The sequence below is a fragment of the Oricola sp. genome, from assembly GCF_022763245.1.
Taxonomy (GTDB): Bacteria; Pseudomonadota; Alphaproteobacteria; order Rhizobiales; family Rhizobiaceae; genus Oricola.
The window spans coordinates 38,821-51,257 of record NZ_JALEGV010000029.1; the positions used below are offsets into that span (position 1 = coordinate 38,821).

The 12,437-nt window shown below is 63.1% G+C and carries 13 protein-coding genes; 8 read left to right on the top strand and 5 right to left on the bottom strand.

Going from position 1 to position 12,437, the window contains the following annotated elements; translation table 11 throughout:
* Window positions 1-61: 61 nt before the first annotated feature.
* The 4 genes from uvrA (at window position 62) to MRY80_RS13040 (ending at window position 4,178) form a co-directional block, all read left to right on the top strand.
* Window positions 62-2,980, top strand: coding sequence for an excinuclease ABC subunit UvrA (gene uvrA, locus MRY80_RS13025; RefSeq protein ID WP_293291454.1), 2,919 nt, complete (start codon window positions 62-64; stop codon window positions 2,978-2,980).
* 24 nt (window positions 2,981-3,004) lie between these two features.
* Window positions 3,005-3,133, top strand: coding sequence for a hypothetical protein (locus MRY80_RS13030; RefSeq protein WP_293291455.1), 129 nt, complete (start codon window positions 3,005-3,007; stop codon window positions 3,131-3,133).
* Window positions 3,134-3,148: 15 nt separating this feature from the next.
* Window positions 3,149-3,283 carry a hypothetical protein gene (locus MRY80_RS13035; protein WP_293291456.1) on the top strand — a complete coding sequence of 45 codons (135 nt, stop codon included), beginning with the start codon at window positions 3,149-3,151 and terminating at the stop codon, window positions 3,281-3,283.
* An 85-nt stretch (window positions 3,284-3,368) separates the two neighbouring features.
* Window positions 3,369-4,178, top strand: coding sequence for a DUF72 domain-containing protein (locus MRY80_RS13040; protein ID WP_293291457.1), 810 nt, complete (start codon window positions 3,369-3,371; stop codon window positions 4,176-4,178).
* Here the strand turns inward: MRY80_RS13040 and MRY80_RS13045 are convergent, their stop codons facing one another.
* Complete coding sequence (locus tag MRY80_RS13045; RefSeq protein ID WP_293291458.1) at window positions 4,179-5,702, bottom strand: NAD(P)H-hydrate dehydratase; 1,524 nt, start codon at window positions 5,700-5,702, stop codon at window positions 4,179-4,181. It abuts the gene before it with no gap.
* A 215-nt stretch (window positions 5,703-5,917) separates the two neighbouring features.
* Here MRY80_RS13045 and MRY80_RS13050 point away from each other — a divergent pair, with 215 nt between their 5' ends.
* The 4 genes from MRY80_RS13050 to MRY80_RS13065 all read left to right on the top strand — a co-directional run bounded on the left by MRY80_RS13050 (window position 5,918) and on the right by MRY80_RS13065 (window position 10,037).
* Window positions 5,918-6,256, top strand: a complete 339-nt coding sequence (locus MRY80_RS13050) for a P-II family nitrogen regulator (protein WP_293291459.1) — start codon at window positions 5,918-5,920, stop codon at window positions 6,254-6,256.
* A 64-nt stretch (window positions 6,257-6,320) separates the two neighbouring features.
* On the top strand, window positions 6,321-7,727 hold the full coding sequence (glnA, locus tag MRY80_RS13055; RefSeq protein ID WP_293291460.1) for a type I glutamate--ammonia ligase: 1,407 nt from the start codon (window positions 6,321-6,323) through the stop codon (window positions 7,725-7,727).
* 194 nt (window positions 7,728-7,921) lie between these two features.
* Window positions 7,922-8,350, top strand: coding sequence for a peptidylprolyl isomerase (locus MRY80_RS13060; RefSeq protein ID WP_293291461.1), 429 nt, complete (start codon window positions 7,922-7,924; stop codon window positions 8,348-8,350).
* 109 nt (window positions 8,351-8,459) lie between these two features.
* Entirely contained in the window at window positions 8,460-10,037 is a 1,578-nt protein-coding gene (locus MRY80_RS13065; RefSeq protein ID WP_293291462.1) for an MBL fold metallo-hydrolase, read from the top strand.
* Here MRY80_RS13065 and MRY80_RS13070 read toward each other — a convergent pair.
* The 4 genes from MRY80_RS13070 to MRY80_RS13085 form a co-directional block, all read right to left on the bottom strand.
* Window positions 10,032-10,409 carry a GFA family protein gene (locus tag MRY80_RS13070; protein WP_293291463.1) on the bottom strand — a complete coding sequence of 126 codons (378 nt, stop codon included), beginning with the start codon at window positions 10,407-10,409 and terminating at the stop codon, window positions 10,032-10,034. The two genes, MRY80_RS13065 and MRY80_RS13070, sit on opposite strands and share 6 nt — an antisense overlap.
* A 4-nt stretch (window positions 10,410-10,413) precedes the next feature.
* Window positions 10,414-11,409 (bottom strand): RluA family pseudouridine synthase, encoded by a 996-nt coding sequence (locus tag MRY80_RS13075; RefSeq protein WP_293291464.1) that lies wholly within the window; start codon window positions 11,407-11,409, stop codon window positions 10,414-10,416.
* Between the two features lie 13 nt (window positions 11,410-11,422).
* Window positions 11,423-11,800, bottom strand: coding sequence for a fluoride efflux transporter CrcB (gene crcB / locus MRY80_RS13080; RefSeq protein WP_293291494.1), 378 nt, complete (start codon window positions 11,798-11,800; stop codon window positions 11,423-11,425).
* Between the two features lie 73 nt (window positions 11,801-11,873).
* Window positions 11,874-12,428: a flavodoxin domain-containing protein gene (locus MRY80_RS13085; RefSeq protein ID WP_293291465.1), complete on the bottom strand. Its 555-nt coding sequence runs from the start codon at window positions 12,426-12,428 to the stop codon at window positions 11,874-11,876.
* Window positions 12,429-12,437 lie beyond the last annotated feature (9 nt).

Here is a 12,437-nt window from a genome sequence, read left to right on the forward strand (position 1 = left end):
AAGTCGGTGCGCATGCTTAAATGATGACGGATGAGCGGCGCCGCCGCGACAGGCATCTTTCATGAGCGATCAGAAAACCATCTCCATTCGCGGTGCCCGCGAACACAATCTGAAGAATGTCGATCTCGACCTGCCCCGCGACAAGCTGATCGTGATGACGGGCATGTCGGGTTCGGGCAAGTCGTCATTGGCCTTCGACACCATCTACGCCGAAGGCCAGCGCCGCTACGTCGAAAGTCTCTCGGCCTATGCGCGCCAGTTCCTCGAGATGATGCAGAAGCCGGACGTCGACCAGATCGACGGTCTGTCGCCGGCGATCTCCATCGAGCAGAAGACGACATCGCGCAATCCCCGTTCCACGGTCGGCACCGTCACCGAGATCTACGACTACATGCGGCTGCTTTTCGCACGCGTAGGTGTGCCGATCTCGCCAGCGACCGGCCTTCCGATAGAGAGCCAGACCGTCAGTCAGATGGTCGACCGTGTGATGGCGCTGGAGGAAGGCACTCGCCTCTACATTCTCGCGCCCATCGTGCGCGGCCGGAAGGGCGAATACCGCAAAGAGTTCGCCGAGCTGATGAAGAAGGGCTTCCAGCGCGTAAAGGTGGACGGCACCTATTACGAGATCGCCGACGCACCGACTCTGGACAAGAAATACAAGCACGACATCGACGTAGTGGTGGACCGCGTAGTGGTGCGTGATGACATCGCCGCACGCCTCGCCGACAGCTTGGAGACCTGCCTCAGCCTGGCCGAAGGGCTCGCGGTGGCGGAATTCGCCGACCGGCCGCTTCCGCCGGAGGAAACCGGTGCCGACGCGGTGAACAAGTCGAAGAACGAGACCCATGAACGCATAGTGTTTTCGGAGAAGTTCGCCTGCCCGGTCTCCGGGTTCACAATCCCCGAAATAGAGCCAAGGCTGTTTTCCTTCAACAATCCGTTCGGCGCCTGCCCGGCCTGTGACGGCCTTGGCGTGCAGCAGACGATCGATCCAAACCTCGTGGTGCCCGAGCGCGATGCCAAGATGCACGAAGCGATCGCGCCCTGGGCGAAATCCTCCTCGCCCTATTATCGGCAGACGCTCGATGCGCTCGGAAAGGCCTACGGCTTCAAACTGACGCAGAAATGGTCCGACTCCCCGAAGGAAGCGCACGACGCGATCCTGCAGGGCACGGGGAAACGCCAGATCGACTTCGTCTATGACGACGGTCTGCGCTCCTACAAGACATCGAAGACGTTCGAGGGTGTGATCCCGAATCTGGAGCGTCGCTGGAAAGAGACCGATTCCTCCTGGGCGCGCGAGGAGATCGAGCGCTACATGTCGGCTACGCCCTGCGCGGCATGCAACGGCCACAGGCTCAAGCCTGAGGCGCTGGCGGTTAAGATCGGCGGACTGCACATCTCGCAGGTGACGGAATTCTCGATCCGCAACGCGGTGAAATGGTTCGACGAGGTCGAGGGCACCTTCACCGAGAAGCAGGCCGAAATCGCCTATCGCATTCTCAAGGAAATCCGCGAACGACTGCGTTTTCTCAATGACGTCGGTCTCGACTATCTCACCCTGTCACGCAATTCGGGAACGTTGTCGGGCGGCGAAAGCCAGCGCATCCGGCTCGCCTCGCAGATCGGCTCCGGTCTGACTGGCGTGCTCTACGTCCTCGACGAGCCCTCCATCGGTCTCCACCAACGCGACAACGCCCGCCTGCTCGACACGTTGCGCCACTTGCGGGATCTCGGGAACACGGTGATCGTCGTCGAACATGACGAGGATGCCGTCCTCGCCGCGGATCATGTCGTCGATATCGGCCCGGCGGCCGGCATTCACGGCGGACGCGTCATCGCCTCGGGCACGCCAGGCGAGATCATGGCCAATCCGGCCTCCCTGACGGGGCAGTATCTGTCGGGTGACAAGGCCATTCCGGTGCCGGCGGAACGGCGCAAGCCGAAGAAGAACCGGGCCATCAAGGTCGCCGGCGCGCGCGGGAACAATCTGAAGGACGTCACGGCGGAGATCCCGCTTGGTCTGTTCACGGCGGTGACCGGCGTGTCGGGCGGCGGCAAGTCGACCTTCCTGATCGAGACGCTCTACAAGGCGGCGGCGCGGCGGATAAACGGCGCGCGCGAGAACCCGGCGGAATATGACCGCATCGACGGGCTGGAACAGCTCGACAAGGTCATCGACATCGACCAGTCCCCGATCGGGCGGACACCGCGCTCCAATCCGGCCACCTATACGGGCGCTTTCACGCCGATCCGCGACTGGTTCGCGCAGCTTCCGGAAGCCAAGGCACGCGGCTATGCGCCCGGACGCTTCTCCTTCAACGTCAAGGGCGGACGCTGCGAGGCCTGCCAGGGCGACGGCGTCATCAAGATCGAGATGCACTTCCTGCCGGACGTCTATGTCACCTGCGACGTGTGCCACGGCCAACGCTACAATCGCGAGACGCTGGACGTTCAGTTCAAGGGCAAGTCGATCGCCGACGTGCTGGACATGACCGTCGAGGAAGGCGTCGAATTCTTCTCCGCAGTTCCGGCGGTGCGCGACAAGCTTGAAACGCTGCACCGCGTCGGCCTCGGCTACATCAAGGTGGGCCAGCAGGCGACCACCCTGTCGGGCGGCGAGGCTCAGCGCGTCAAGCTGGCCAAGGAGCTGTCGCGCAAGGCGACCGGCAAGACTCTCTATATCCTCGACGAGCCGACCACCGGCCTGCATTTCCACGACGTCGCCAAGCTGCTCGAGGTGCTGCACCAACTGGTCGAGACCGGCAACACGGTCGTCGTGATCGAGCACAATCTGGAAGTCATCAAGACAGCCGACTGGATCATCGATCTTGGTCCTGAAGGCGGCGACGGCGGCGGCGAAATCGTCGCCACCGGCACGCCGGAAGACGTCGTCGATGCACCGCGCTCCTATACCGGCCAGTTCTTGCGTGAGTTGCTGGAAAGGCGGCCGCAGAAGAGGGTCGAGGCGGCCGAATAGTCCGCCGCAGGCTCTCGCCATCGGATGATTGACGGCGGTCAAGGTGAGGAAGTTCTGAATTCCGGCATCTTCGGCGACGAGCGCGGATGGCCCGCGATGCCTCGGACGAACCTGCCGGTCGGCGTCATCAATCCGGCGATCGACGTCACCTAAGACGACGATTCGATCATGCTCACGGCGGAACTCCTCGGGCTTGCCTTGGAGGAGGTCGATCTCTCTGTGCTTGAGGGCGTCCTGAAGGTGGTCATACCGAAGAAGGCCGAAGCCGTCGCCCCGTCACGCAAGATCGACACCGAGAAATAGCGGCCGATGGCAGGAACCGGCGGGAGACCGCGTCGGCTTGCGAGAAACGGGTTGCCGTCGCAATGCAGCCGGTCAAGATAGTGCCATGAGCGAACATGGCACTATCCGATCAGGCATGGGCGGCTGGAATTTCGAGCCGTGGCAAGGCGTCTTCTATCCCGACGACTTGCCCAAGAAACGCCAGCTTGAATATGCGAGCCGCAACGTCACCACGATCGAAGTGAACGCCACCTATTATGGCGGGCAGAAGCCTGCGACGATCGCGAGTTGGGGCGCAACGGCGCCGGACGGTTTCGTGTTTTCGATCAAGGGAAACCGCTTTGTCACCAACCGCAAGGTGCTGGCCGAGGCCGGGCCGTCGCTCGAGAAGTTTTTCGCCCAGCGCCTGTCGGGCCTCGGCGACAAGCTGGGTCCCATCCTCTGGCAATTCGCGCCGACGAAGAAATTCGATCCCGCCGATTTCGCGGCTTTCCTGAAGCTCCTGCCGCATGAGGAGGACGGCGTCCGCTTACGTCACGCGCTGGAGGTGCGACACGAGAGCTTCGTCGATCCGGAGTTCGTTTCGCTGGCGGCCGAACATGGAGCGGCGATCGTCTTCGCGGACCATGCGACCTATCCGGCGATCGCCGATGTGACGGCGGATTTCGTCTATGCGCGGCTGCAACAGGGCGATGACGCCATTCCGACGGCCTATGCGGACAACGCAATGGCGGCCTGGACACATCGCGCATTGACCTGGGCCGAAGGCGGGATGCCCGACGACCTGCCGCTCGCCGCGCCGGAGCATTCATCCGACAGGAAACCGCGCGACGTCTTCGTCTATTTCATCCACGAGGGCAAAGTCCGTGCACCACACGCGGCCCAGGACCTGCTGCGGCGCGTGGCGGAATCCTGACTAATCGAGCAGTCGAGCGAGTGCTGGGCCGACCTCGCCAATGAGGTCCTCGGCGATCGCGAGCGGTCCCGCCGCCCTGCCCGCTTCGCCGTGCAGCCAAACAGCTGCCGCAGCGGCCTCGAATGGCGGTACGCCCTGCGCCAGAAGGCCGGCAGCGATCCCGGCAACGACATCGCCGGATCCGGCTGTCGCCAGCGCCGGTGTCGCGTTCGAATTGATCGCCGCCCGTCCGTCCGGGGCAGCGACAACCGTGTCGGGGCCCTTGTAGATCACGACGGCATGTGCGCGTTCGGCGGCCGCGCGCGCTTTGTCCAGCTTGGACATGCCGCCGCTCTCGCGGATGTCCGGGAACAGGCGAGCAAACTCGCCCTCATGCGGCGTCAGCACGAGCGCAACTTCGCCCGAAGCACGCGCCGCATCAAAGAGAAGTCGAGGGTCGGTTGCAAAGGCGCTTATCCCGTCTGCGTCGAGCACAAGCCGCAAACCGGTCTCAGCCCTCTCCTCCAATATGGGAACCGCAATCCTGCGCGCCGCCGGCAAATCGCCGAACCCCGGCCCTAGGACGCAGGCGCGGCACCCCTTCAACTCGATCAGCCGGTCGTATGCGTCATCCGGCGCGCAGGGCTTCAGCATGATCGACGTCACATGTGCTGCATGAGCATCAAGTGCGTCGGCAGGACCGAGAATTGTCACCGCGCCGGCTCCGGCACGCTGGGCCGCCATCGCTGACAGGCGCGACGCGCCTGTGGCATGCCGGCCGCCCGAGAACACCGCAGCGTGGCCGCGCGCATATTTATGCCAATTGGTGCCGGGTTTCGGCAACGCGCCGCGCCAGAGCGACGGCCCGTTCTCGAACAACAAGGGCTGTTCATCACGGAAGACACCGGCGCTGACGCCGATATCGGCGACAACAAGCCCGCCGCAAAGCGCCCGACCCGGAAAGAGAAGATGCCCGGGCTTCTTGCGAAAGAAGGTGACCGTGACATCCGCTGCCAGCGCACCGCCCAAATCAACACCGCTGTCGCCATTGACACCGCTCGGGAGGTCGATGGCGACAATCCGGCAACCCGTCTGACGCGCCCTGTCGAAGGCCGCCCGCACCTCTTCCGGCAGACTGCGCGTCAGGCCCGCTCCAAACACCGCGTCGATCACGAGGTCGTTCGTCTCAGGCGCGAAACTGTCAGGCAGCGAGACCGGCCCGGTCCATCGCGAAGCGGCGATTGCGGCGTCGGAGCCTTCCCGCGGCGGACCGAAAGAGTGGATGACCGTTTGCACCCCGCGTTCGCGCAGCAGGCGCGCTGCGACATAGCCGTCGCCGCCATTGTTGCCGGGTCCGCAAAGCACGGCGACCCGCTTCGCGTCACCGAACCGCTGGAGCACTTCAGTCATGACCGCCGCGCCGGCACTTTCCATCAATTCGATGCCTGTGGCGCAGCCATTGTCGATCGTCCAAGCGTCGGCTCGCCCCATCGCGGCGCAGGTCAGAAGCGCGTCCCCGAACTTCGAAACGCCTCGTTGTTTCAAATCTTCCTTCGGCATTTGCACGCTTTTTAAGCAGATTGCCTTATGTTTAATCGCCATGGACGTGCGCTCGCGCCCCGCGATCTCTCCGCCCCTCTCCGGCGGCTGCCAGATTGCGGGGCACCCCCGCGTTTGTCCACGACAAAGAGACCCAGTTCGCATCTGGCACGCCATCTGCTTGTGTTCGGCCAGATTCCACCGTGGAGGCTTGCCTGTACATGAAAAAGATCGAAGCGATCATCAAACCGTTCAAACTCGATGAAGTGAAGGAGGCGCTGCAGGAAGTCGGCCTCCAGGGCATCACCGTCACGGAAGCCAAGGGCTTCGGTCGCCAGAAAGGCCACACGGAACTTTACCGCGGCGCCGAATACGTGGTGGATTTCCTGCCCAAGGTGAAGGTCGAGGTGGTCGTCGCTGACGAGACCGTCGAAGCCGCCATGGAGGCGATCCGCAATGCAGCCCAGACCGGGCGTATTGGCGACGGCAAGATTTTCGTGTCCAATATCGAGGAAGTCATCCGCATCCGGACCGGCGAGACCGGCGCCGACGCGATCTGACCTCGGACCCGATCCATTCCAATCCCATTCCCCACCATATTGAGTTCAACCAAAGGGAAGACAAATGAGTGCAAATGATATTCTGAAGAACATCAAGGACAACGAAGTCAAATTCGTCGACCTGCGTTTCACCGACCCGCGCGGTAAGCTGCAGCATGTTACGATGGAGACCTCCGTCGTTGACGAAGACATGTTCGCCGACGGCGTCATGTTCGACGGTTCTTCGATCGCCGGTTGGAAGGCCATCAACGAGTCCGACATGGTCCTGATGCCCGACACCGAGACGGCCCACATGGACCCGTTCTACGCTCAGTCGACCATGGCCATCTTCTGCGACATCCTCGACCCGATGACCGGCGAAGGCTACAACCGCGACCCGCGCATGACCGCCAAGAAGGCGGAAGCCTATGTGAAGTCCGGCGGTTTCGGCGACACGGCCTATTTCGGCCCGGAGCCGGAATTCTTCCTGTTCGACGACGTCAAGTTCTCGACCGACATGTACAAGACCGGCTTCCAGGTCGATTCGGTTGAGCTGCCGACCAACACCGACGCCGAATACGAGACCGGTAACCTCGGTCACCGTCCGCGCGTCAAGGGTGGCTACTTCCCGGTCAACCCGATCGATTCGGCCCAGGACATCCGCTCCGAGATGCTGACCGTCCTCGGCGAGATGGGCGTGAAGATCGAGAAGCATCACCACGAAGTGGCGGCTGCGCAGCACGAACTGTCGATGCTGTTCAACACGCTGACCTTCAAGGCCGACGAAGTGCAGCTCTACAAATATGTCTGCCACAACGTCGCCCATGCCTATGGCAAGTCCGTCACCTTCATGCCGAAGCCGGTCTATGGCGACAACGGCACGGGCATGCACGTCCACCAGTCGATCTGGGGTGACGGCAAGCCGCTCATGGCTGGCGACGGCTATGCCGGTCTGTCGGAGACCTGCCTCTACTACATCGGCGGCATCATCAAGCACGCCAAGTCGCTGAACGCCTTCACCAACCCGTCGACGAACTCCTACAAGCGTCTCGTCCCGGGCTTCGAGGCACCGGTGCTGCTCGCCTATTCGGCACGCAACCGCTCGGCGTCCTGCCGCATTCCGCACTCCGGCTCGCCGAAGGGCAAGCGCGTCGAGATCCGCTTCCCAGATCCGGTCGCCAACCCGTATCTGTCCTTCGCTGCCATGCTGATGGCTGGCCTCGACGGCGTGAAGAACAAGATCCACCCGGGCGATCCGATGGACAAGGACCTTTACGATCTGCCGCCGGAAGAGCTGAAGGAAATCCCGACCGTCTGCGGCTCGCTGCGTGAGGCCATTGCCGCCTGCCGCGCCGACAACGAGTACCTGAAAGCCGGCGGCGTTTTCGACGACGACCAGATCGAGGCCTATCTCGAACTCAAGGAAGAAGAAAACATCCGTTACGAGCACACGCCGCACCCGGTCGAATACGACATGTACTACTCCTGCTGATCGCAGAAGTCAGGGACGGGCAAGGGACCGGCGGCGCGAAAGCGCCGCCGGTTTTCTTTTGGGCCGCGGCCTTTACAGCGCCCAACTCGTCCTTATGTTAGCGTTCTGCGTCCCGCCGCGATCGACGATCGGCGGACAACCATTGGTGCATCGCGAACCCGCCGCACCAGAACACCCCACCCGAAAGGCATACAATGACCGAAGCCCAGCACGGCAACACGGTGCTTATCCACTATACGGGCAAGCTCACTGACGGGACTGTCTTCGATTCATCTCAAGGCCGCGATCCGCTGCAATTCGAGCTCGGCGCCGGCCAGGTCATCCCCGGACTGGACAAGGCGATGCGTGGCATGGCCGTCGGCGACAGCAAGACCGTGACCATTCCGGTCGACGAGGCCTATGGCCCGCACCATCCCGAAGGCGTGCACGTGGTCGAACGCTCCACGCTGCCGCCCGAGGTCGACACGCAGCCCGGCGCACGGCTCCAGGCCTCCGCACAGGACGGCAATGTCATTCAACTGACCGTGGTCGCCGCCGACACGGAGACGGTCACGCTCGATGCGAACCATCCGCTGGCGGGCCAGGACCTCGTGTTCGACGTCCAGCTCGTCGCCGTCAACTGACGCGATTGCCAGGCGCGGGTGAAACTGCCCGCGTCTGATGCCCCGCCCTTGCCCCCGCCGCCACGATTTGCAACACCGGGAGGCAGAACAAGCGCGGGAGACTTCTGGCATGGCGACACTTTCCTTTTACGGCGCCGCGGGGACCGTCACCGGTTCCTGCTCGATGTTGGAAGTCGGTGAACAGCGCTTTCTGGTCGATTGCGGCATGTTCCAGGGCAACAAGACAATCCGTGCCCTGAACGAGAAGGATTTCCCCTTCGAAGCAGCCGGCATCGATTTTCTCATTCTCACCCACGCCCATATCGACCATTCCGGCCTGCTGCCCAAACTGGTCAAGCACGGCTTCTCCGGCCCTATCCACTGTACGGCCGCAACCGCTGATCTCTTGAGCTTCATGCTGCTCGATTCGGCCAAGATCCAGCAATCCAACACGGAGCGGTGGAACCGCCGGCGGCAGCGCAAGGGCGAGGAGCCGCTCGAACCCGTCTACACCGAGGAGCACGCCCGCAGGACGCTCGAACTGCTGACGCCGCATGGATACGAGACCTGGTTCGAACCGGGCGCCGACATCCAAGTGCGGTACTGGAACGCCGGCCACATGCTCGGTTCTGCTTCGGCGGAAGTGAAATTTCCCGACGATCCCTCCGGCAACACGATGCGCATCCTGTTTTCCGGCGATCTGGGCCCGGAGGAGAAGGTCTTTCATCCGGAACCCGACGCGGAGACCGGCTTCGACTACATCGTCTGCGAAAGCACCTATGGCGACCGCGAGCGCGACGACTACACGCTCGAAAAGCGCCGCGACAATCTCCGCAAGGAACTCGTCCGAGGGTTGTCGGCCGGCGGTAATGTCGTCATCCCGGCCTTTGCGGTCGAACGAAGCCAGGAACTGCTGCACGACATCGGCGTGCTGCTGGCCCGGGGCGAGTTGCCGGAAACGACAGTGTTCCTCGATTCGCCGCTCGCGAAGGCGGTCACGGAAGTGTTCATCAAGCACGCGGGCAGCCTTGATGACGTCGAGCTCGACGAGAGCCAACTCTTCCGCGACCCGCGCTTCCGCCTTGTCCAGGATGTCGAGGAAAGCAAGGCGATCAACCGCATCACGGGCGGCGCGATCATCATTTCGGCCAGCGGCATGGCGGACGCCGGACGCATCCAGCATCACATCAAGAACAACATCTGGCGCTCCAACGCCACGATCCTCTTCGTCGGCTATCAGGCGCCGGGCACGCTGGGCTATTACATCACCAGCGGCGAGCCGATGGTCCGCATTCACAGCAAGGAATATCTCGTGCGCGCGGAGATCCGCCGCCTCGGCAACTATTCCGCCCATGCCGACCAGGGCGAATTGCTCGACTGGATCATGGAGCGAACGCCCGTCGCCGGCCGCCTGTTCCTCAATCACGGTGACGACGATGCCCGCGAGGAACTGGCCAGACTGCTCAGCGAGCGCGGCTTCGATCCTGAAAAGATCGTCATGCCGCGGATGGACGAGATCTTCGAACTCGTCGCCGGCGACGCCAAATCCAAGGGCCGCCTGCCCGAACGCATTCCGCAGGCCGAATTGCTGTCCGACTGGAACAATGACTATGCGGCCTTGGTCGCCGCCCTCACCCAGCGCCTCTACGAAGCCGAGGACGACGCGGAGCGCCGTCGGATCATCGCGACGCTTCGCGCCGCGTTATGAGCCTTCGTCGGAGGCAAGGCTGAGAGACGCGCCGTCGCGGACCGGAACGTCTTCGTAGGCAAAAGGGTCCAGACCCTCGATACAGCCAATATTGATTCCCCAGGTGTCGGGGGCGCTGCGCGGGCGGTGGAAGGTGTAGATGCCACATGTCGAACAAAAATAGTGGCTCGCGATCTTCAGGTTCCACTGATAGAGCGTCAGCGCATCCTTACCTTTCGTGATCGTGAGCTTGTCCTCCGGCACGCTCGCCATGAGCGCGCCCTTGCGCCGGCACAGGGAGCAATTGCAGCGGCGCAGGTTCTCCGGCTCGCCATCGATCTCGACGGTGTATTGCACCGCGCCGCAATGGCAGCTTCCGTTCAGCATCGGCATGGCGTCATTCCTCTTCCTTGTCGGCGTCGGCTTCGTCGAAACCGAGCAGGTTCCAGCTCTGCTTCATGTGGGGCGGCAGCGGCGCCGTGACGTTGATGAGACCGCCGTCAGGATGCGGGATGATGATCCGGCGCGCATGAAGATGAAGCTTCTTCTGGATGCCGCCCGGGAATTCCCAGTTGGGATCGTCGTCGAAGTATTTCGGATCGCCGATGATCGGACAGCCCATATGCGCCGCATGCACGCGAAGCTGATGGGTTCGCCCCGTATAGGGCTCCATTTCCAGCCAGGACATCCGCTGACCGGCCGACTCGATGAGACGGTATTCGGAGATCGCGTGATCAGAATCCGGCTCGCCATGCTTCGCGATGCGCATCCGGTCGCCGTCCGGCGTCTGTTCCTTGACGAGCCAGGTCGAGATGCGCCCTTCGCGCTGCTTCGGCACGCCCTTGACGAGCGCCCAATAGGTTTTCTTGGTGTCGCGCTCGCGAAACGACGCCGTCAGCCTCTGCGCAGCGCCGCGCGTACGCGCGATGACGAGGATCCCCGACGTATCCCGGTCGATGCGGTGGACGAGCCTCGGCTTCTCGCCCTTGGTGTTTCGAAACGCTTCGAGCATACCATCGACGTGCCGGACGACCCCTGAACCGCCCTGCACGGCCAGCCCGGCCGGCTTGTTCAGAACGATCACCTTGCGGTCCTCGAACAGGATCATCGCCTTGAGCGCATCGTCGTCTGACCGGTTGCGCATCGTCCTTGCGGTCAACGGTCCCTTGGAAGCCGAATTGCCCTGCGCCGCCATGGGCGGAACGCGCACCGTCTGACCCGGCTCCAGCCGTGTCTCGGCCTTCACCCGTCCGCCGTCCACCCGCACCTGCCCGCTTCGCAGCAATTTCTGCAAGGCGCCGAAGGCCAGGTCAGGATAGTGCGCCTTGAACCAGCGATCGACGCGCATGCCCGCCTCGTCGTCATCCACCTGTTTTTGTTCGACACTCGCCATCATCGCCACCGCTTCACGCTACGGCCCGGACAAGGGCCAGACCGGCGAACAATGCGCAGATCGAGACCACAACGCTCGCAATGAGGTAGATGAGGCCATGCCACTGGTCGCCGCGCTCCCACATCAGCGCGAAATCGAGTGAAAACGCCGAGAACGTCGTGAAGCCGCCGAGGAAGCCGGTCGCCAGAAAGCTCCGCACTTCCATGCTGGCGCCTGTGCGCCGGGCAAGCGCCGCGATCAACAGGCCCATGGCGAAGGAACCGAGGATGTTCACGATCATCGTTCCCCACGGAAAATGTGGCCCCGCGACGCGCAGAGCCGCCAGATTGGTGAGATAGCGGGCCGACGCACCGAGGCCGCCTCCGAGCGCGACGAGGAGGATGTGAGACAGGAGAGACATGGAGCCGTGTTACTCCAAGCCCGACGAGGGCGAAAGCCCCGCCGGAGCCCCGTAACCGTCGGGTTCAGATCTTTCCGGCGACGTCGGGCGCCTGCGCCACGAATCCATCGATGAACTCGTCCAGCGCGGCCCAGTCGGTGAACTCGTGATCCCGGCTGGTGTCCGTCGGCCCGCCTTCCTTCTCGGCGATGCGCTTCAGCATCCAACGGCGGAAGAAGTCATACTCGGTATATCTCAGCGCGCCGGCCGCGTGATGCACGGACACAGGCCACCAGCCCGTCTCCTGGCTGAATTTCTCGACGATGTCCGCCAGTTCGGCAACCTCGCTGTCATCCTCCATCGCTGCGGTCAGCGACACCGAGACGAAAGCGCCCGGGCGCGCCATCAGCGTCTCGGCATTGTTCTTGACGAAGCGGCGCAGCGGAACCGGATAGGTGCTGATATGCACCGGAGCGGCTATGATGGCGGCCTCGAAGGACTCCGCCGCGGGCGCGGCCTTGATGTCGGCCGCATCGACCAGATCGACGTCATGTCCCGCCCCAGAGAGCCGTTCGGCGATGTGGGTCGCGATCTTGCGGGTTTGCCCCTCGACCGTCGCAAATACGAGCAGAATGCGCATCTTGTCTCC